This window comes from Leuconostoc sp. JNUCC 76, from assembly GCF_053667755.1.
Window position 1 is genome coordinate 758,135 of record NZ_CM132206.1, and the last position, 21,103, is coordinate 779,237.

The following is a 21,103-nucleotide window of genomic DNA, read 5'->3' on the forward strand; positions in this document are numbered from 1 at the left end:
CATAATTTCTTAGTGGTTGCCTTTTGTATTTTTAACTGGCCCGGTCGATTCACGAATAACCAATTTAACATCGAAAAATTCGGTTTGCAGGGGAAGGTTAGGATGATCGAGACGTCGGATAATCATTTTTAAAGCTGTTTCACCAATTTCCCAAACAGGTTGTGCTATGGTAGTTAATGTAGGAATCATAAATTCTGCATAGTCTGTATCATCATAACCAATGATGGAAATATCATCAGGTACTTTAATATCTTGATAGGCCAAACCACGCAAAACGCCGATAGCCATTTCATCATTTAAAATGAATGCTGCTGTAGATTTACTTTGAATGAGTTGATGAACAGTTGCCAGACCGCCATGTTTTGACAAAGTAGTAGTATTGATTATTTTTGGCGTTAAATTTGCTGTAGATAACGTGTCTAAGAAACCAGCTCGACGTTGTCGCATGTTATCGGTCAGATTATTTGGTAAAATTAAAGCGATATCTCGATGACCAAGAGACATTAAATGACTGGCTGCCATACTTCCGCCTGTAAATTCATTTGTTTGAACCATATCATGTGCATTTATATCGGCGTTTTGATCAAGCACAAGATACGGTATATTACGTTTTTTTAAAAATGTATTAACCTCTGCCCGATTAGGAATGTGACGGCCAAAGACTAATGCTTCTACGCCACGCTCAACCAAGGAAAAAATTGCATCTTGTAAACTTTCATCGGTTGACCCTAGAAATACTAAATTAACATCGGATGGCGCACTAGCTTGCATGCTTTGAATAATGTCGGCAAAAAAAGGCATGCGGAAAGAAGGGACTATGATACCAATCAAGCGTTTGTGCCTGCCTTTAAGATTTCTTGCAGCGCTGTTAGGAACGTAGCCTAACTCATCTCGTGCTTGAAGTACTTTTTCAGTTGTTGCCTCAGAAAAACGTTGGCCTTTGTTATTTAAAATTTGAGATACAGCAGCAATGGAAACGCCCGCTTTTTTGGCAACATCTTTTATTGAGATTTTGCGCATCACATTTTACTCCTTAGTTTAAAAACATTGTTCTTAAACTATTGTACCAGTAAAAAATAATTGAAAACGCTTCCATTTTCAAAAAGTTGGTGTTATAATGTTTTTGGTTAAACGTTTTACTGACTTGCATTTTGTTCAAGAGAGGAATAACTCATGTTTTTATTTGCTAATATTCTTGGTATTTTTGTTTTCATTGCCATTGCAGCTCTGTTTTCAAGGGATCGAAAAAATATTCAGTGGAAATCAGTCGGCATTGTGCTGGCATTAGAGATTTTGCTAGCCTGGTTTTTTACTCAATTCAAAGCCGGACAAATTGCTGTACAAGCTGCAGCTGATGGTTTCAATTGGCTTGTTTCTGTGGCAACACAAGGAATTGCATTTGCGTTGCCTGAATGGTTGACTTCCAATAATGGGGGGCCTAACTTTGTTACTTCTGCTTTGTTGCCAATTTTATTGGTTGTGCCCTTGTTTGATATCTTAACCTATATTGGTTTACTACCATGGCTTATTAAGTGGATTGGTAGGGGGCTCGCTTTTATAACTGGGCAACCAAAATTTGAAGCATTCTTTTCGATTGAAATGATGTTTTTAGGAAATACGGAAGTCTTGGCTGTTTCAAAAACACAACTAGATATGATGTCTGCGCGACGAAACTTTACGCTCGCTATGATGTCGATGAGCTGTGTCACCTCGGCTATTATTGGTTCTTATACTCAAATGGTTCCTGGTAAGTACGTTTTAACCGCCATCCCACTTAATATATTAGGTGCTATTATCATTGCTACGATTTTAAATCCCACTAAAGTGACGCCAGATGAAGATATTATCGTCAGCGTTGCATCGGATAATGGTAAAAAGGAGCCTTTCTTTTCATTCTTAGGCGATTCAATTCTTGGCGCTGGAAAGTTGATTTTAATTATTACGGCTACTGTTATTGCCTTTGTTTCTTTGGCTGCATTGATCAATCAGTTGTTCAGTTTGACCGGGCTACACTGGTTAACATTAGAAAATATCTTTGGCGTAATCATGTTTCCATTTGCGTGGTTATTGGGATTCAATGTTCACGAGGCTTTCCAAATTGCGCAATACATGGGTACAAAATTAGTAACTAATGAGTTTGTTGTCATGGGTGAAGTTTCAAAGTCAATTATGGCCGGTAAGGGACTGTTTGCAAATGAACATGCACGTATTGTTTTGACGGTGTTCCTTACTAGTTTTGCTAACTTTGGAACCCTAGGCATGATTATTGGTTGTTTCAAAGGACTTGTCAGTAAAGAAAAAAATGATTATATTAGTGCACGAGTGCCATACATGTTGTTGTCAGGGATATTAGTTTCATTATTGTCAGCTGCAACAGCAGGAATGTTTGTTTGGTAATCAAAAGAGAAATTCTTAAAAGGAGAAATGATGATACCTATAATTTTAGACATGGATCCAGGGATTGATGATGCAGTTGCTCTATCGATAGCACTCAGCAATCCTAGCATTGATATCAAACTGTTAACAAGTGTTGCTGGAAATGTTAGTGTTGATAAAACAACCAATAATTTATTAAAGTTGACAACATTTTTTCATCAAACCCAAATTCCAGTTGCAAAAGGTGCCGCAGCACCATTGAAAAAAGATTTCTCTGATGCTGCTTATATTCATGGCAAATCGGGTATGCCTGGATATGATTTTCCTCAAGTGACAAAAGAAGCAATTAAATTAGATGCAGTTACTGCAATGGCCGAAGAACTGGAAGCATCGATCGTACCAATTACTATTGTTGCTACTGGATCATATACGAATATTGCATTGCTGATCCAAAAATATCCAAGTTTACTTCACAAGATTGAAAAATTTGTTTTGATGGGTGGCTCTTTGTCAGGAGGGAATGTGTCTTCAGTTGCAGAATTTAACGTGTTTACTGATCCAGATGCAGCTGATATTGTTTTCAAAAGTGGTGTGCCAATTGTTATGATCGGTCTTGATGTAACGCTCAAGGCGCTATTACCTTTTGAAACAATAGATGCCATTGGCAGTCAAGGGGAAGCAGGTGAAATGTTACAGAAAGTTATGACAGCTTATGTTGATACTGCAGAAGGTGGTAAGCCTATGCATGATGTTAATACAATTTGTTATCTATTAAATCCTGAATTTTATACAGTTAAAGATTACTGGGTTGATATTATTGTTTCTGGACCGGCTGCGGGCGCCACGATTGCCGACACGCAAAATCGATGGTCAGAAGGTCGATTGAATGCACAGGTGGCAGTTGATATTGACACAACCGCATTTGAAAAATGGTTTGTTGAACAAGTACCGAAAATGAATCAATATCGCAAAGAGGAAAATTAAAATGGCATCAACAAAAATGATTTTGGACTTGGATACTGGTGTTGATGATGCGCTAGCTTTGGCTTTAGCTGTGTGTGATCCGCGAGTAGATTTAATTGGTGTGATCGCTTCTTATGGTAATACACTAATGAAAACTGCAGCACAAAATACATTAGATTTATTACATTTGCTACATGCTGACGAAGTACCTGTATACTTAGGCGAATCACATGCTTCCACAGTTAATGATTTTGAGGTAATGCCTATATCGAAAGCTATTCATGGTGACAATGGTGTGGGGAATATTTTAATAGAAAAATCACCACGATCAATTGAAAAAGAAAGTGGCATTCAGTTCTTAATAAATATGGCTCATCAATACCAAGATGAATTAGTATATGTACCCACTGGACCATTGACGAATTTAGCCAAAGCATTACAAATTGATCCAAAGATTGCAAAGCTGATTGGGAACACTACATTAATGGGTGGTGCTTTAACGGTTCCTGGCAATGTTACACCATTTACAGAGGCAAATATTAATCAGGACCCGCAGGCCGCAGATCAAGTATTTACTGCTCAAGAACACTTGACAATGGTAGGATTAGATGTGACTCTCCGTACGCTACTGACAAAGAAACACACAAAAAAGTGGCGTGACTTAGGCACTAAAGCTGGTCAAATATATGCTGATTTGATGGACTATTATATTGACGCTTATGATAATTTAGGTATTGATCATAGGGGAGCGGCCTTACATGATCCTTTAGCCGTTGCGGTAGCGATAGATCCAAGTTATGTTATGACAATTTCATTAAATATGCGCGTGACTCATGATCAAAAAACGAAAGATTATGGCCGAACGATTGGCGACCGGGAGCGGCTACTTGAACCGACAACGACAAAAGTGGCCGTTGGTGTAAAGTCTGAGCGCTTCGTACATGACTTCATGGATTTTATGATTGCAGTTTTAAAAAATTAATAAAGTAGAAAGATGGCCATTACGATAAGTAATTTGTTGTAGTGGCCATCTTTTTTTGTTTAGTTATTATATAATAGTGAGGTAATTTAATATTTATCAGAGAGATAGGGTGAGTGCTTGTCATGAAAAACACATTGCAGAAGAACAACGTTAAATCTGGTCAAAGTAAACATCAGTTAATGGTTTTAATTGGTGGAACAGTTCTGATTGGCATTGTCGTTGGCCTCAGTTCTCTTTTTTTAGGGCTTTTATTAGAATATGTTGAACAATTATTTTTGAGCTATGAAGAAACCGCGTGGCAACCAGCTCCTACCGGAACAATACCTGTCCGCCGATTATTTTCAGTGTTTATCGGTAGTTTGATTGCTGCTGTTATTTGGTGGTTTTTAAGAACAAAGACGAAACCAACGGTGGGCATTGCTAAAGCATTGTCGGGAGAGAAGATGCCCTTTTGGCAAACTATACTTCATGTCATGACACAAATATTTTATGTAGGTACTGGTGGTTCAGTGGGACGTGAACTCGCTCCGCGAGAAGCTGGCGCTATGCTTGCCCAAAAAGTAGCGTCTGCGTTTGAAAAATTTAACCTGCCTCAGTTATCTAGTGATGATCGTAAATTACTAATTGCATCAGCCGCAGGCGCTGGCTTTGCAGGAATATACATTGCGCCAATAACTGGAATGTTTTTTTGTACTGAAATTTTATTAAAAAAAATGACGGTACGTACAGTTGCAGTCAGCTTAAGTATGTCAACGATTGCAATGCTTATTGGGTCAATTGCCAAAGGATTTAAGCCATATTACTTAGTTGGGGACGCGAAATTATCAGTAGCCACTTTGCTGGTGGTGTTAGTGATTGCACCATTATGTGGTATTGCTGGGGCATTATTTCGAAAGTTATGCCAATGGGCAGAAAAAAATCAAACACGCAAGAATAACATTCTGTGGCAATTGCCTATCATGGGATTCACCACGGGACTAATTTCCATAATATTCCCAGAAGTGATGGGAAATGGTCGGTCATTAGCACAAGTGGCTATCAACAGCGCAGGATTTCTTTCTGTCAGTTTATTGCTATTAGGTGCTTTAACAAAAATGGTGGTTACTGTATTGACTATTCGATTTGGTGCTGCTGGAGGGACTTTGACCCCAGCAATTGCCATCGGGTCAGTCCTAGGAGCATTTATTGGTAGTCTTTTATTTTATTTGGTTCCAGGCATTCTAATGTGGGAAGTAGCTATACTAGGTGCTGCCACGTTACTTGCCGCCTCACAACAAGCACCGTTAATGGCCTTATTTATGATATTTGAAATTTGCCATTTGAATTATGCAATGTTATTACCACTCGGTCTGGGCGTTTTAATATCAATTGTTGTCTCGCGAAAAGTATTGAGTCAGTTCAACTGATTTTATATATGTTTATATCAAAAAAGACTGGAGGTTTTTCCAGTCTTTTTTAGTACAAAGCAAATATCATTCCAGTACATCATGAATGGTGACCACACCAACAACTTTTTTATCCTTATCCAAAACAACTAAGTTGGAAATATTATAGTTGGCCATTTTTCTCCAGGCTTCACGATTTCTTTTGTTTTCACTAATGCTAATGAAACCTTGTGTCATGTAATCTTTTGCTGTTGATCCTTTGACTCTACTGATATTGAGGAATTTTTTTCGAATATCGCCATCAGTAATAATACCAATCACATTTTCTTGTTCATCTTTGACTAAGGTAATACCAATCCCGTAGTCACTGATACGGTAGATTACCTCATTGATTGAAGTGTCGACATGAACATAAGGAATCTTAGTGTGCATTGAGTTCTTAACGTTTTGAAGCAAAATTTTCCCAATGGAGCCGCCAGGATGGTACATTGCGAAGCTTTCGCGATCAAACTCTTTGGCAGTTTCGATGGCAACTAGTAAGGCATCTCCCATGACAAGTGTGGCTGTGGTTGAACTAGTTGGTGCTAACTTTGTGATATCGGCTTCTTCAGCGACATCAATTGAGAGCACAATATCTGTATTTTTTGCGAGAGTCGAATCTTCAGAACCTGTCAAAGCAATAGTTGCCAATTCATTGTTATGGATATTTTGTAGCGCTGACAGGGCTTGGAGTACTTCTTGTGTTTCACCACTGTTGGATATGAATATAACAACGTCATCAGATGATACACGTCCCAAATCACCATGATACGCTGTTCCTGCATCAATATAGAAACTTGCCAAGCCTACTGAAGAAAATGAAGCAGCAATTTTATCAGCGATGATACCAGATTTTCCAATGCCGATAAATATAACGCGACCTTTAGTAGATAAAATTTTATCTACTGCTTCATCAAATGATTTACCCAGTGAACTTTTGACGCGATTCAGTGCTTCTATCTCAGCATCAAATGTTTTCTTTGCATCTTCATAATAAACCTTCATGATCATAAACCGCCTTCATCTTGAGATTTTGATGGAAGAGGTCGTTAGCTACCTCTAAGATTGGACGTATTTTGGAAAGATACAATTGACTATCCTGATCAGAAATAGCCTTGGGTGGGTTGGGGTGTACTTCTGCAAAAATACCAGCGACACCAATCGTTAAGGCTGCACGCATCAATGGGAATGCATAATCTCTATTACCACCCGAATGGTTACCATAACCACTAGGTATTTGGATAGAGTGGGTAGCATCGTAGATGATAGGAAAATTAGTCTCACGCATTTGAATAAGACTGGTCATATCAACTACGAGCTGATGATAACCAAACATGCTACCACGCTCAGTAACTAAAATATGTTTGTTGGTTTCTTCAACCTTATGCACAGCACTTTGAATATCTTCTGGTGCCATGAATTGAGCTTTTTTAATATTAACAACACGACCAGTTTTGGCAGCGGCAATTAAGAGGTCAGTTTGTCGACTTAAATAGGCAGGAATCTGTAATACATCAGCGACTTTTGCGACTGGTTCACATTGGTAAGATTCGTGAACATCAGTAACGATAGGGACATTATAAGTCTCTTTTATTTTTTTCAAAATTTCAAGGCCATGAGCCATTCCTGCACCACGATCGGACTCAAGTGAACTACGATTGGCCTTATCGAATGATGATTTGAAAACAAAGTTGATACCCAATTCGTCAGTAATTTCTTTTAACTGTTCGGCAACCTCAGCACATGTTTCATATGATTCAATTGCGCATGGACCAGCTAACAGCGTTAGCTTATCATCCGAAAAATTGTACTCTTGGAAAACTTCACTAATTTTTGTCATAATATATCTCCTTATATAGATACAAACGATGCACATATCTTCGCGGTATGTGCCACGAGCCCAAGTATTGAGTGAAGAAGCCTTGGTAAATTTATTGTAGCATCATTGAACTTAGAAGTAGTAAAAAATGACTTTTCAAGTTTTAAGGAAATAAGCGAGACCAATTATCACTTTGGAACAAAGCAGTGGACTAAATAATAATTATGAGAGATAATAATTGTTAAGTAAATTTGATGAATAATGAAAGTGTAATACTATGACAGACGATGAGACACAATACAAAAAAGGGTTGGATATCTTACAGAATAGCGAATTTCGTGTAACGAAACAACGCAAAGATCTCCTCAAATACTTATCAAAATTTGAATCACAATACGTATCAGTGACTGATGTCGATAGCTTTATGCAACAACTGTATCCTAATGTTAGCCATACAACAACTTATCGTAATATCAAAGAATTCTCTGAACTGGGCATCGTTGAACAACGTTCTGAAAATGGTCAGCTGAATGTCAAATTCCAATGTGACTTTGTTTCGCCGCAACACGGCCACTTTTTTTGCCAAAATTGTCATCGGGTGATAAAAATAGATTCAAGTTTGTCTCCTGCATTAAAAGAATCATTGAAAGAATTTTTGGTATTAAACATAAAATTAGAATTGTTTGGTTTGTGTGACCGGTGTCAACAAAATAACAAGACAGCATGAGATTAAGTTACCTTATTTATAAAAAAGAGCGACTATATTGTAAAAATATAGTCGCTCTTTTTCTTTTAAAGTAAGCATTACTTTTTGTTGACTTTAATAGTAATGATTACTATAATAAGAAAAGAATATTTTTAACACTAAATAGAGAGAGGGCAGTTCTTATGTTTCAAACTTAAACAAAACTTTTATTTCAACATAAATTTTAGAATAGATGAGAAAGTAGGAAATAGAATTATGAAACAAAAGAATTTTTTTGGTGGTTTGATTGGCGTTATTTTAGCGCTCTTCGTATTTGTTGTTGCTAACGGCACAGTGGGAGCTGATACAAAAAATATCCAGGTAGTTTCCTCAGTTGATTTCTATGGTGAAGCAGCTGAAAAAGTGTTAGGTCAGTATGGTACGGTTAAATCGGTCATTACGAATCCTAATGTTGATCCACATGATTATGAACCAAGCGCCAAAATTGCTACAGAAGTTTCCAAGGCTGATTTAGTTGTATACAATGGTATTGGTTATGACTCTTGGATGACTAAGCTAGCAAAAAATGCAAATGTTAAATCTGTTCGAGTTGGTGAAGATATTTTAGGTAAGAAAAACGGCGATAATCCTCACCTATGGTATCAAAGCCAAACAATGCCTAAACTTGCAAACTACTTGGCTGACAAGTTTTCAAAAATAGATCCTAAACATAAGGCTGCTTTTAAAGCAAATGCTAAAAAATATATTGCGAGCTTGGAACCTATTCAAACAAAAATAAAAGAACTAAAAAAGAATTCAGATAATAAGTTAGTTGATGTAAGTGAACCGGTTTTTGATTACGCTTTGGAAGAACTAGGGTATTCTGAAAATAATACACACTTTTCTAAGTCTGTTGAAGATGGTACAGACCCATCACCCAAAGATATCAAGGCAATGCAAGATGATATTAAAAATAAAAAAATCAGCTTCTTTGTTCAAAATACGCAAGCAACTGACAAAACAGTTGGGCAGTTAGTAAAGTTAGCAAAGAAACATGATGTACCAGTATTAAATGTTACTGAAACAATGCCTAAGGGTAAAAACTACAAACAATGGATGTTGAGTCAGTATAAGCAGTTAGAAAAAATCCAAAAATCAGAACAGTAGTCATTATATGATTGAGAAAATTTTAGAAGTTAATCAGTTAGATGTTGAAGTCCCAGGAAGTCTATTAATTCAAAAACTTTCTTTTTCAACCTACTCAGGGAAATTATTATGCATTACCGGTGACAATGGGGTTGGCAAAACAACCCTAATTAATTACTTACTAAAGGCAGCAAGAGACAAAAAGAGCTATCAATCAGAAATTAATTTGCACATTAAATTTGGTGACATTCAATTAGTACCACAATTTAGAGACGTTGATGCTGAGTATCCACTTAGTGTAAAAGATTTTATAGTATTGAATTTAACGCATCCTCTTACGCCTTGGCTAACTTCCTCAGAGAAGAAGCACTTAGAAAAAATTATATCTGTAACTAATTTAAAGGAGATTAAGAATCGTGCCTTAGGTCGTGTTTCAGGTGGCGAAAAGCAGCGTGCCTATTTGGCACAAGCATTAATGGCAAATCCGAAGATGTTGATCTTAGATGAAAGTACCTCTAATTTGGATTATGAGTCGCGGATTGATCTTTTGAAACTAGTTAAAAAAATTATTGCACAAGAGCAGTTAGCCGTTATTTTCATTACACATGATCCGGAGTTGGTTAGTTTATTTGGTGATTATGAACTGCACATTAGTAATCACCACGGTGAAATGAAAGAATTGCGTTCTTCTGCAGGAGGGAGTACGCATGTTTAATTATCCGTTTATGCAGTATGCGTTCATAGCAAGTTTTTTTATATCAATTATTTGTGCAGTTGTCGGTGTTTTCGTTGTAGCACGTAAAACATCCTTTTATGTCCATACTTTATCTGAAATTAGTTTTTCAGGTGCTAGTTTTGCTATTTTTGCAGGAATATCACCTATTGGTGGCATGCTATTATTTACGATACTAAGTTCAATATTTGTTTCTCTCGCGGGTAACAGGTTGAGTCAACGGGAATCTTCTATTAGTGTTTTTTCAGCAATATTCATTGGATTAGGTGTCTTATTCTTGTCTCTGTCCAATAAGCAGTCTAGTTATGCCACTAACATTTTATTTGGTAGCATCGTTGGTATTAGCCAAGAAAACCTATACGAGCTATTAGTTTTAATTATCGTTATTTTATTAATCACACTATTAATGTATCGAAAACTTAAGTATATATCTTTTGATACAATTGGTTCTGATTTGAATGCTAAAGGGACTGTCTGGATTTCTTTACTATTCTTAATACTAGTTGCATGTACCGTCAGTGTGACCGCGCAAATTGTTGGATCATTATTGATATTTTCTTTGTTAACGGTTCCTGCATCTTCTGCCAAATACATTGTTAGGTCTGTCCATCATATGATATTGCTTTCGTTTGTGTTTGCATTGTTTGGCACTTGGATGGGATTGTATTTGAGCTATATTAGTAATTGGCCTGTGAGCTTCTTTATCACCATTATTGAAGGTGCTATTTATTGTCTATCCTTGTTATATTATAAAATAAATACGTTACATCGTTAATCATTGAGCGAGTATATTGTTTGCCATACATATTTGCCTGAACTATAATTGCCATAACTGATACGGTAAGAGCCCTAAAATTGGAGGAAATTTTATGACACAGCAATACGATTATGATGTTTTATATTTAGGAAGTGGACATGGTACGTTTGATGGTGCAGTGCCACTTGCTCAATCAGGGGTCAAAGTTGGTATTATAGAAAAAGATTTGATTGGTGGTACATGTCCAAACTATGGTTGTAACGCTAAAATTACACTCGATGCTCCAGTTACTTTACTTCGTGAATCAGAGCGTTTCTCGGGTGTCGTTGCGGGTAACTTGAAAATCAATTGGAAAGAAAGTGTTGCGCACAAGCAAGAAGTAATTGATGAGTTGCCAGGGATGATTGGTGGACTTATTAAGAGTTCAGGGATTGATATCATCCAAGGAACAGGTGTTTTTCAAGATAATCACACTATTCTAGTAGATGGTCAGCCAAAAACTGCTGACAAAATTGTCATTTCAACTGGCTTACGTCCACATAGGCTTGACATTCCTGGTAGTGAGTTGGCCCATGATAGCCGTGAGTTTATGGATTTAACTGAATTACCCGACAAGATTGTTATTATAGGGTCTGGCTACATTAGCATGGAGTTTGTAACAATTGCCAATGCTGCTGGTTCTGACGTCACGGTGCTGATGCACGGGGAAAAAGCGCTTAAAGAATTTTATCAGCCATATGTCAACAAAGTAATTGATGATCTTCAGGAGCGTGGCGTAAAGTTTGTTAAAAATGCTAAGGTTTCAAGTTTTGAAAAATCAGGTGATCAAGTTATCGTGAATTATGGTGATGATCAATCATTATCAGTGGGATGGGTGTTAGATGCGACTGGTCGCATCCCAAATACTGACAATCTAGGGTTAGCAGAAATTGGTGTGAACTACAATGAAAAAGGTGTGGTTGTTAATGAGTATTTGCAAACTAATATTGATAACATATACGCATCAGGTGATGTTATTGATAAAACACAGCCTAAATTGACGCCAACAGCAATCTTTGAATCAACTTATTTGTTTAAGCGTTTTTCTGGTCAAAGCAGAGAACCTATCGCATATCCTGTGATTCCATCAGTCGTATTTACATCTCCTAGAATTGCTAAAGTTGGAGTAACTGTTGAAGCAGCAAAAGAAAACAATTATCAAATTGAAGAGAATAATTTGGTTGGTGATTGGTATCGTAAGGTGAACAAGGAAACAATTAGTGAGAACACCTTAATTTTTGATGATGAACATCGATTGCTTGGTGCAACAGAAGTCAGTGAGCAAGCAGAAAATGTTATCAACACATTGCTGCCAGCCGTTGAATTTAAGTTTAACAAAGAAGAAATTGCTCGGATAATTCACTTGTTCCCTTCAATCAGCGCCTCTACCTGGGATTTGTTATAAGATAGTAGCAGCTTAAGCCTTTTATGGTGCTGCGATCATAAAATAAAAAAGTATAATAAAAAACGCCAAAAAGATATTATTTATCGTTTTGGCGCTTTTTATTTTTTCTTGCAAAACTGTTTGAGTTTGCAAATGTTAGTTTCCCGATACTGTATACTATCGTCAATAGACTGATCAGCATCGTGAAATAATTACTGATATTTACTGTAACCGTGATTTTTAAACGGTTCAGGCCCTTAGGGATTTTTAATTTAAGAGCGTGGCTGTTTGCAAGCTTTACTTTTTTGTGATTTAAAGTAACATTGTAATGAATGCCTGAGTATACAGCAATCGGTAGAGAATAGTATCCTTCCTTTGCCGTAGTGATCATGTACTCAGCACTATTATATGTTTGCGATTTTATTTTCAGGGAAGAAACACTTGCATTTTGTAAAGCAGTTATTCTGGATTGCAGTTGATGCTTATTGTTTGCGGGTAAATAATCAATGCCTATTGCGCTATTTTTAATGGTTTGGTCATAGTTGTCTCTAGTTAGCCAAAAACGGTAACCATCTTTCGTGGTTTTGTTGTGATAAGTGTGAACTGCATTTAAACTGACTGCAACTAAAGCTAAGGTAATCACAAAATTAATGTCTTTGTACTTTAAAGGATACTGGTCAAAATAATACATAACACTGATGGCTAGAAATAGAGAAGAAATGAACAATAATCGTCCCAAAAATTGAATCATATTGATAGGTGTGCCGGCAAGGTTTTGCCAAGGTAACCAGTCAAAAGTGCTAAAAAATACAATAATTGTTGCAAGTGTCCAATGGCGCCATAAACCAGATTTATTTGTAAACAACATAATCATTAGGAAAAACAATAGGAAGGTGTTAATTGGCCCCATGTTAAAGTTAGCGGAACGTTCAATGATGCTATTATCAAGAAGAGCTTGCCAGTATTTTGTTGCATTTAACGGTACTAATTTTGGTGTTGGGCTCATTAATAAATTGGAGGCTAGCAGTGACCCGATGTTAGTAAGCGTATAAAAAGCCGATAAAATCGCTAGAACAGTGGCTTTTATATAATTAATGACTTCTTTTCGTGTTAATTGATGACGTAAAATTCTGATAAAACAGAAAATGGCAATCATGATTGTTACAATAATTAAAGAAAGAATGTGACTGTTGGCGATGGCGCCCATACCGAATCCTAAGTATAGCCAACCATTTGTTAAGTTATGCCATATTTTGAGACATCCCAGCAGAACTAGGGGTAAAAAAGCATAAGCCAGTGCTTCTCCAAGTGCATTACGAGAATAAAGGACAGCCATGTGATAAGAACTAAATTGGTATATTGCTATACCAAGTATTTGAATCCATCTTTTATGTGTTATAAACTTAGCTAGTAGGAAAACGTTAAAAATTGTTAAAAAGTTTAAAACGATAAATCCGACCATTAATGCAACTATTGGATTACTGAACAATAATTTGGGGATGATAAAAATAGTGCTGGTTATCCAAGGATACATACCGTTCATGGCAATCCCAGTATGGTGAAGGCCAATAAAATTTACAAGGGGAGGTAAAGAACCATGGCTAAGTGCTTGTGTTATAGCGTCGTAGCGTGCCAAGTGAATATTACCATCGTAGCTCAATTTGAATGTGTTGTTGGTAAAAGCGGGTAACGTTGATAAGAGTGATAAGAAAAAGATAATGACAAAAACAATGAAGCAATGCAACCATACTGGGGAATGACGTCTTAACATGATAAATCCTTTTTTTAATTCGTTCTAAACCGATTTATACCTACCATAATAAAAACAAGGTCAAATAGCAACTATAAAAAGAACAAAACGACATTTTGTATAAATATGCTTAAAATTAATGTTCATTTTATGTTAAAACGATAGTATTTTTCTGGCGTCTAATCTTAGCCAAGTAATACATAAATAGGGGAAGTTATGTCAACAATTTTACAACAGGTTAAAAAACTATGGCCAATCGCCATTCTACTACTGTCGTCGATACTGCTTTTAATACCATTTTTCTTAAACCATGCAATGATTATTGGATCTGATGCTATTTTTCACTTTAATCGTTTGTTTGATACGGCTATGCAGATAAAGCATGGGAACTTTCAATATTTTATTTCCATGTATGGATTCCAATCTTCTGGTCGAATTGTCAATGCCTTGTATGGACCATTTATGGCCTATATACAAGGGTTGATTGTATTAATTAGTCCTTCTTGGTTTGGTTATCAGGTGATTTCAAATGGCATTTTGTATTTTTTTTCTGGTTTGTCTTTGTATCTTCTTTTAAAAAAAGCTGGTGTACAGCTTGTGTATAGGATACCATTAAGTATTTTGTATATGACTACATACTCCGTTCAGTATTGGACATTACGACAAGGATTTTCGAGTTGGGGAGCAGCATTATTTCCACTCTGCCTTATACCGTTAATCGACTTAATTGAAAAAAAGAAGCTTTATCCAATCCAAACGGCTATAAGTATCGGCGTCATGTGTCAAGTTCATATGTTGTCAGCTTTTTTGCTTGTGTTTGTGTATACTTGCTTTTTCTTAACAGCTTTTTTCTCTAACAGTAAGCACACTAAAATTAAGCTTTTGAAACAGCTAGGTTTAGCCATTGTTATCTTCGGTTTTTTAGTATTAAATGTACTCTATAGTTTTATTGCAATTTATAGCGAAAATAATATTGCTCAACCATTTGTTAATAAATGGATGGCAGAAACAACTATTTTTAAGGGTAGTAGTTATTGGTTATTTTATCCGCCCATCTTAATGATTATTGTGCTGTTTGCTCTATGGACAATCTGTAAGCATTGGAAAAAAGAGTCGCAATTATTGAAAGTAACAGCGGTTACCTGCGGATTTTTGTTTATTTTATGTACAAATTTATTTCCATGGAAATTATTGAATAATTCTCATAATCAATTAATTGAGACAATTCAATTTCCGTTTCGTTTTTTCGTACCTTTCACAGTTCTGCTACTCCTAGCAGTTGGTTTGCTTTTGGAAAAGTGGCATAATAAATCAGTTATTTTTGGGCTCATCAGCTATGGTTTATTACTATTGTCGTTGTTTCAAACAGGTATTTCAACTAACAATGCCTTGAATGTGTGGCACCAAACGGAATCCTTTTTAAACTCTTCTGTTCATACGTATTTTACATCTGAAAATACCAGTGAAATCAAGAATTCCTTTTTCATAAAAAATAAAGCACTAGCTTTACAATACGTGGTAAAATCCACCCCAGATTACTTACCAGTGAAAACAGTTAAGTGTAAAGATAAATATTCACTCTATCATCATCAAGTTATTAACAAACAAAAATACTTTCATAAGTCTATCAATGGCAATAAATTGGTAGTCGAATGGGAAGGCAATAGCGTTAAGAGTATTCAGATTCCAATTATAAAGTACACAGATACTATTTTGCGATTGAATCAAAAAATGCTGCACACAAATGTCAAACTCAGTCGAATAGGAACGCCAATCGTCAAACAAAGAAAAGGTCATAATGAATTAGTTGTTTCTTATCGTAGTGATCGTCTATTGGATACGATACTCATATTTAATTTCATAAGTTGGTTAATTGTATTTTATATGAATTACAAGTTCAAGTTTTTGAACGAGTGATGATTAACTAAGAAAAGCCCATTCCCACTAAAGGAATAGGCTTTTCTTAATTTGTAGCAGCGTATTGGTCTAATTCTTTTAAATATAATTCTTTCTGTTCGGTACTAATCCAAGCTGATTCAAAAGAATTGCGAGCTAATTGGATCAATTGTTCCTTGCTTAGATTGAAATCAGTAGCCATTTTATAGTAATTGTCACTGATATATCCACCAAAATAGGCTGGGTCATCAGAATGAATAGAAATTTTAACACCTTGGTTTAACAAGTCAATCAGTTCTTTACCCTTCATGTCTGGCGTAACAAAAGAATTAGAGAGGGGGCAAGATGTCAAACCGATTCCTTTTTTAATAACTAAGTTGACTAAGTCTGGGTCTTCGACGATGTTGGTACCATGGTCGAGTCGTTCGACTTCCATGATTTCAAGTGCTTGGCGGATATGGTCAATGGAATCCTTCTGATCAATATCACAATGAGTTGTTAAATGCAGGCCGTGGGCTGCCGCATCCTCAAATTGACGAGCAAACTTTAAAGGCGGATTATTATGTTCATCAGAATCAAGTCCTACACCAATGAATTTATCTTTGTAAGGAAGCGCTTCGAGAAGAGTTTGCCGAGCTGACTCTTTCGGTAAATCACGCAAGAAACACATAATAAGTGCAGCATCAACATTTAAAGCGCGTGCGTCTACAATGGCTCTATGGAGGCCAGTAATAATCGTTTTGAAGGCAATGCCTCGAGTTGTATGAGCTTGAGGATCAAAAAAAATTTCGACATGACGAACATTATTGTCAGCAGCTCTTTGTAAATAGTCAAAAGCTAAATCATAAAAATCTTCTTCAGTTATTAAAACTGACATTCCCGGATAGTAGACAGCTAAAAAAGACGCTAAATCGTTAAATTGATAAGATTTTTGTATGTCTTCGACGGTTGTTTCAGTTAGCGCAATATTATTGCGTTGCGCTAACTTAAGCTTTAGCTCTGGTTCAATGGTTCCTTCAATATGCACATGTAACTCGCATTTTGGTAGTTTTTTTGTGAATTCATTGGTAATCACAGTGGTCATTGTGGTGTACTCCATTTTCTGTATTGTTCGTTAATTTATTGATATGTTTTATTTTAACATACTGATTGCTTAAAAATGGTCGCTAAAAACTATTCGTTGTTTAATTTATTTTATTATTGTTCGTTTATTAGCGATAAACGCTTTAATAGTTTATTATTTATTAATTTGATACAATGCATTATAGATAACTGTTATGGTGTTTTGCCATAATTATTCGTGGCAATAAAGAAAGATGCAGGGGGAATACAATGGTATCTGTTATGTGGTTTCGCAGAGATCTTAGATTAGAGGATAATATTGCATTATTTAATGCATTGCGACATAGTAATGAAATTTTTTTTGTGTTTCATATTAATCCGGAACAAGTGACAGAAAAGAGTACTGTCAATCAGAGTGCTTTTTTTGCGAGTGTTTTGCATTTTAAAAACAAACTCAAAAAACAAGGTATTACTTTAAACATAATGTATGGTGATATTAATGACTGTTTTACTTCTTTAAAACAGAAGTTGCCAGATTGGCATGACATCTTTTTTAATTTTGATGAAAGAGGTTTTGGGAGAAATAGGGATCAAAAAAGTGTAGCCTTTTTTGAGAATAAGTTAAAAGTTAAAGCACACCCTTATATTGATTATAATCTACACGGTGCCACCGAAGTAAAAAAGGATTCAGGGGAAGGGTACAAAGTATTTACCCCTTATTTTAAAAGATGGATACGCCAAGAAAAACCAGCACCAGTAAGCTATGTGATTGATAAACGAATCAAGAGCACCCGATTACTTTTTCCAGAAAATGAACAGCTATTAGAAACATTTATAGATGATCGTTTTTCTTTTATAAAAAAAGATTTAGGTAGTGAGACGGCCAAAAAGGTGCTCAATCGATTCATTAACGAAAGTTTGGATCAGTATGATGAGGGACGAGACTTTCCGGCAAACGACAGCACTAGCCATTTGTCGCGATATTTGCGGACCGGAGAAATATCAATTCGAACAGTTTGGCGAGCAATCGATCAGTCTCCTGACAGTGATGGCAAAATCACGTTTATGAAAGAGCTTTGCTGGCGTGACTTTTACAACATGATTTATGTGATGTACCCAAATCAAAACGTTGAATCAATCAATAAGGATTTTCGACATGTTGATTGGATAAATAATGAACAACAATTTGAAGCATGGCGGACAGGCCAAACTGGCTTTCCGATTGTGGACGCTGCTATGCGGCAATTAAATGAGACGGGATGGATGCATAATCGTTTAAGGATGATTGTCGCTTCATTTTTGACTAAAGATTTACTCATTGATTGGCGGTGGGGAGAGGCATACTTTCATCATAAATTGCTAGATTATGATGCGGCAAGTAATATTGGCGGTTGGCAGTGGGCTGCTTCTACGGGAACAGATAGTGTTCCTTATTTTCGAATATTTAATCCTACTTTACAATCAAAAAAATTTGATCCAAATGGACTATTCATTAAAAAATATGTGCCAGAACTAAAGAATGTGGACAACAAAATGATTCATGAACCAGGAAAACTCTCGGACTCGGAACAGACACGATTTAGTGTTAGAATAGGGCAGAACTATCCTTTTCCTATTGTGGATCATTCTTACGCAAGGAAACGCGCAATTAGCATTTATGAGAGCAGTAAAGATGTTAATTAAACAGTTAGAGAGGCAGGAGGCATATCATGTTTTTGGCATTAAGAGAAATCAGACATGAGAAATTACGTTATAGTTTAATTATTACGTTAATACTTTTTATTAGCTATTTAGTTTTTATTTTAAATGGTCTTGCTACGGGCTTGTCTGATTTAAACAAGTCGGCAATCACGCAATGGCAGGCATCAAAGATACTATTAGACACAGATGCTGAAGGGCGGCTGACACAGTCATTTTTGGATAGTGATGATCAAAAGAAGGTTAGTGGGCAAGGAACTGCAATTAGCCAGTACAGCACACTAGTTAAGAATAGCCATGCTGATAAAACTAACGCACAAATTTTAGCAATCAAAAGCGATGGTTTTATCTACAAAAACATAAAAATCATATCTGGGCATCGTTTTACTGGGGATAATACGGCAACCGTTTCTGATGAATTAAAAAAATCAGGATTTAAAATTGGGGATGAGATTACTGTAGCTAACAGTGACGAGAAGTTGAAAATTGTTGGCTTTACTTCGAATGCATCTTTGAACGTGGCTCCGGTTATTTATACGTCTTTCCAGACTTTAAAGAAAATTAACCAGGCACCCGTCAACGCGTTAGTTTTTAACAAAAAGATTACAGGCGCCACTCACTTTAAGAGCAGCAAGTTATACACGATAAATAGTTTTATTGAAAAATTGCCAGGGTATCAAGCACAACAATTAACCTTTAAATTTATGATTGGCTTTCTCTTTGTTATTGTTTTGATTGTTATTTCAATATTTTTGTATATATTAACAATTCAAAAATTACCTAATTTTGGTGTTATGAAAGCACAAGGTATTTCTACTAAATATCTGGTATTAAATACTCTCACACAAACATTTTTGATGGCGGTGATAGGTATCGGATTGGCAATTATTTTTACAATTATAACTTCGTACGTTCTCCCTAGCGAGGTACCAATAGCCATTTCAACCACGCAAGTGGTTACCACAAGTTTTGGCATTTTGATTATGTCGCTACTTGGGTCCTTATTACCAATTAGGCAAATAATTAAAGTAGATCCATTTGAAATGATTGGAGGTTAATACTATGTCCCGTTTAGAGTTTGAAAATGTTAGTAAAAAATATGGTACCGGAACAAGTGAATTTTTGGCGTTGGATAATGTTAATTTCAGTGCTGACTCTCAGCAATTAATATTAGTTGTTGGTCCTTCAGGTTCTGGAAAAACAACTTTTTTAACAATTGCTGGTGGATTACAATCTCCCACATCCGGTACGGTGAAAATTAATGATGAAATAATAGGCGAGTTATCGAAAAAAGAGCAGTCAGATCTCCGATTAAACACGGTAGGGTTTATTTTGCAATCTTATAACCTAGTGCCTTACTTAACGGTTAATGAGCAATTTGAACTAGTGGATAAAGTGAAAGAACAACATTTATCTCATGAAGAGTTTCGCACTGTTTTAAAAACATTAGCTATCGAGGACTTGGGAGCAAAGTATCCTAACGAACTCTCTGGTGGTCAAAGACAACGTGTTGCTATTGCGCGGGCCTTGTACGCTGATCCGGAATATATTTTAGCCGATGAACCAACTGCTTCATTGGATACAGCCCGCTCCAAAGAAGTTATGTCGCTATTACGTGAATTAGCCCATAAGAATGACAAAACAATTATTGTGGTGACCCATGATTTACGTTTGAAGGAAGAGGTGGATAAAGTTTATCAAATTATTGATGGCAAAATGTCCAAAATTGATGATGGTAAATTCAGTGAGATATAGTAAAAAACCTACGTGGTTCACGTAGGTTTTTTTAGAGAAAGAAAAATTAAGACTGGTAACACCATTTGTTGAAATAAGATGTGAGTGTCTTAGGCGACTCTTTCATATCATTTTTTATCCAATGTCTGATCATACCAACAATTCCGTTCAATGTATATTCGTATAGAAATTGCTTTTCACTCATTGATAGTGTGTCATCGTCTGGGACAAGCTGGTTAAAAAACTTCTGCTTTGTGGTAGATAAAATATTTGCTAAAAAGTCTTGATCTTCAGTCAAAATAAAATTAAAAACCCTGTTGTTTTTTTCAACTAGTTCAAATATGGCTTGTAACAAAACTTCCACAGAGTCAGTCTGTTTATCATTCTCAAGTATAGAAAAAAGTTCATTGGCAGTTTCTTTTTCCATATGATTCATGCAATCAGTAACATCAAGAAAATGAGCATAAAATGTTCCTCGATTAATGTCAGCAGTTTTACAAATATCTGTTACAGATATACTGTTGATATTTTTATCGCTCATTAGGTGGATTAGGGCATCTTGTATGTTTTTTTTCGTTAACTGTGCACGTCTATTATTTTTGGTACCAACCATTTTATTTCTCCGATTCATTAGTAAGAAATACTATCAATATAT

19 protein-coding genes are annotated in these 21,103 nt (G+C 36.0%); 13 read left to right on the forward strand and 6 right to left on the reverse strand.

The genetic code is table 11. The features are described from left to right. Nucleotides 1-9: 9 nt before the first annotated feature. Nucleotides 10-1,020: a ribose utilization transcriptional repressor RbsR gene (gene rbsR, locus JNUCC76_RS03890; RefSeq protein WP_454155965.1), complete on the reverse strand. Its 1,011-nt coding sequence runs from the start codon at nucleotides 1,018-1,020 to the stop codon at nucleotides 10-12. A gap of 153 nt (nucleotides 1,021-1,173) precedes the next feature. Between rbsR and JNUCC76_RS03895 the strand changes: the two genes are divergently transcribed. From JNUCC76_RS03895 to JNUCC76_RS03910, 4 genes are all read left to right on the forward strand, one after another. After that, on the forward strand, nucleotides 1,174-2,397 hold the full coding sequence (locus JNUCC76_RS03895; protein WP_454155967.1) for a NupC/NupG family nucleoside CNT transporter: 1,224 nt from the start codon (nucleotides 1,174-1,176) through the stop codon (nucleotides 2,395-2,397). Nucleotides 2,398-2,427: 30 nt separating this feature from the next. Continuing rightward, on the forward strand, nucleotides 2,428-3,360 hold the full coding sequence (gene rihC / locus JNUCC76_RS03900; RefSeq protein WP_454155969.1) for a ribonucleoside hydrolase RihC: 933 nt from the start codon (nucleotides 2,428-2,430) through the stop codon (nucleotides 3,358-3,360). Nucleotide 3,361: 1 nt separating this feature from the next. Next, nucleotides 3,362-4,321 (forward strand): nucleoside hydrolase, encoded by a 960-nt coding sequence (locus tag JNUCC76_RS03905; protein WP_454155971.1) that lies wholly within the window; start codon nucleotides 3,362-3,364, stop codon nucleotides 4,319-4,321. A gap of 122 nt (nucleotides 4,322-4,443) precedes the next feature. After that, the gene (locus tag JNUCC76_RS03910; RefSeq protein ID WP_454155973.1) at nucleotides 4,444-5,727 is read left to right on the forward strand and encodes a chloride channel protein; all 1,284 of its coding nucleotides are present in this window, start codon (nucleotides 4,444-4,446) and stop codon (nucleotides 5,725-5,727) included. Between the two features lie 66 nt (nucleotides 5,728-5,793). On the opposite strand, the gene JNUCC76_RS03915 is transcribed toward JNUCC76_RS03910, so the two are convergent. Both JNUCC76_RS03915 and kdsA read right to left on the reverse strand, forming a co-directional pair. Continuing rightward, nucleotides 5,794-6,750: a KpsF/GutQ family sugar-phosphate isomerase gene (locus JNUCC76_RS03915; protein WP_260354397.1), complete on the reverse strand. Its 957-nt coding sequence runs from the start codon at nucleotides 6,748-6,750 to the stop codon at nucleotides 5,794-5,796. Beyond that, entirely contained in the window at nucleotides 6,734-7,585 is an 852-nt protein-coding gene (gene kdsA, locus JNUCC76_RS03920) for a 3-deoxy-8-phosphooctulonate synthase (RefSeq protein WP_454155975.1), read from the reverse strand. The genes JNUCC76_RS03915 and kdsA overlap by 17 nt, the downstream gene beginning before the upstream one ends. A gap of 256 nt (nucleotides 7,586-7,841) precedes the next feature. Here kdsA and JNUCC76_RS03925 point away from each other — a divergent pair, with 256 nt between their 5' ends. From JNUCC76_RS03925 to JNUCC76_RS03945, 5 genes are all read left to right on the forward strand, one after another. Then, nucleotides 7,842-8,291, forward strand: a complete 450-nt coding sequence (locus tag JNUCC76_RS03925) for a Fur family transcriptional regulator (protein ID WP_454155977.1) — start codon at nucleotides 7,842-7,844, stop codon at nucleotides 8,289-8,291. Nucleotides 8,292-8,525: 234 nt separating this feature from the next. Then, complete coding sequence (locus JNUCC76_RS03930) at nucleotides 8,526-9,416, forward strand: metal ABC transporter solute-binding protein (RefSeq protein WP_454155979.1); 891 nt, start codon at nucleotides 8,526-8,528, stop codon at nucleotides 9,414-9,416. 7 nt (nucleotides 9,417-9,423) lie between these two features. Beyond that, complete coding sequence (locus JNUCC76_RS03935) at nucleotides 9,424-10,110, forward strand: ATP-binding cassette domain-containing protein (RefSeq protein ID WP_454155980.1); 687 nt, start codon at nucleotides 9,424-9,426, stop codon at nucleotides 10,108-10,110. Then, complete coding sequence (locus JNUCC76_RS03940) at nucleotides 10,103-10,903, forward strand: metal ABC transporter permease (protein WP_072613446.1); 801 nt, start codon at nucleotides 10,103-10,105, stop codon at nucleotides 10,901-10,903. The genes JNUCC76_RS03935 and JNUCC76_RS03940 overlap by 8 nt, the downstream gene beginning before the upstream one ends. Nucleotides 10,904-10,997: 94 nt before the next feature. Next, complete coding sequence (locus JNUCC76_RS03945) at nucleotides 10,998-12,329, forward strand: dihydrolipoyl dehydrogenase family protein (RefSeq protein ID WP_454155982.1); 1,332 nt, start codon at nucleotides 10,998-11,000, stop codon at nucleotides 12,327-12,329. A gap of 76 nt (nucleotides 12,330-12,405) precedes the next feature. On the opposite strand, the gene JNUCC76_RS03950 is transcribed toward JNUCC76_RS03945, so the two are convergent. Continuing rightward, nucleotides 12,406-14,079, reverse strand: coding sequence for a hypothetical protein (locus tag JNUCC76_RS03950; RefSeq protein WP_454155984.1), 1,674 nt, complete (start codon nucleotides 14,077-14,079; stop codon nucleotides 12,406-12,408). Nucleotides 14,080-14,274: 195 nt separating this feature from the next. Between JNUCC76_RS03950 and JNUCC76_RS03955 the strand changes: the two genes are divergently transcribed. Beyond that, on the forward strand, nucleotides 14,275-15,975 hold the full coding sequence (locus JNUCC76_RS03955; protein ID WP_454155986.1) for a hypothetical protein: 1,701 nt from the start codon (nucleotides 14,275-14,277) through the stop codon (nucleotides 15,973-15,975). 46 nt (nucleotides 15,976-16,021) lie between these two features. Here JNUCC76_RS03955 and add read toward each other — a convergent pair whose 3' ends face one another. Next, nucleotides 16,022-17,038 carry an adenosine deaminase gene (gene add / locus JNUCC76_RS03960; protein WP_454156513.1) on the reverse strand — a complete coding sequence of 339 codons (1,017 nt, stop codon included), beginning with the start codon at nucleotides 17,036-17,038 and terminating at the stop codon, nucleotides 16,022-16,024. A gap of 248 nt (nucleotides 17,039-17,286) precedes the next feature. Here add and JNUCC76_RS03965 point away from each other — a divergent pair, with 248 nt between their 5' ends. From JNUCC76_RS03965 to JNUCC76_RS03975, 3 genes are read left to right on the forward strand one after another with little or no spacing between them, the layout of a single operon-like run. Next, nucleotides 17,287-18,699, forward strand: coding sequence for a cryptochrome/photolyase family protein (locus JNUCC76_RS03965; RefSeq protein WP_454155988.1), 1,413 nt, complete (start codon nucleotides 17,287-17,289; stop codon nucleotides 18,697-18,699). 26 nt (nucleotides 18,700-18,725) lie between these two features. Then, a complete protein-coding gene (locus JNUCC76_RS03970) occupies nucleotides 18,726-19,772 on the forward strand; it encodes an ABC transporter permease (protein WP_454155990.1) in 1,047 nt (348 codons plus the stop codon). A 4-nt stretch (nucleotides 19,773-19,776) separates the two neighbouring features. Next, the gene (locus JNUCC76_RS03975) at nucleotides 19,777-20,469 is read left to right on the forward strand and encodes an ABC transporter ATP-binding protein (protein ID WP_454155992.1); all 693 of its coding nucleotides are present in this window, start codon (nucleotides 19,777-19,779) and stop codon (nucleotides 20,467-20,469) included. Between the two features lie 46 nt (nucleotides 20,470-20,515). Here JNUCC76_RS03975 and JNUCC76_RS03980 read toward each other — a convergent pair whose 3' ends face one another. Next, on the reverse strand, nucleotides 20,516-21,079 hold the full coding sequence (locus tag JNUCC76_RS03980; protein WP_454155993.1) for a TetR/AcrR family transcriptional regulator: 564 nt from the start codon (nucleotides 21,077-21,079) through the stop codon (nucleotides 20,516-20,518). Nucleotides 21,080-21,103: the final 24 nt, after the last annotated feature.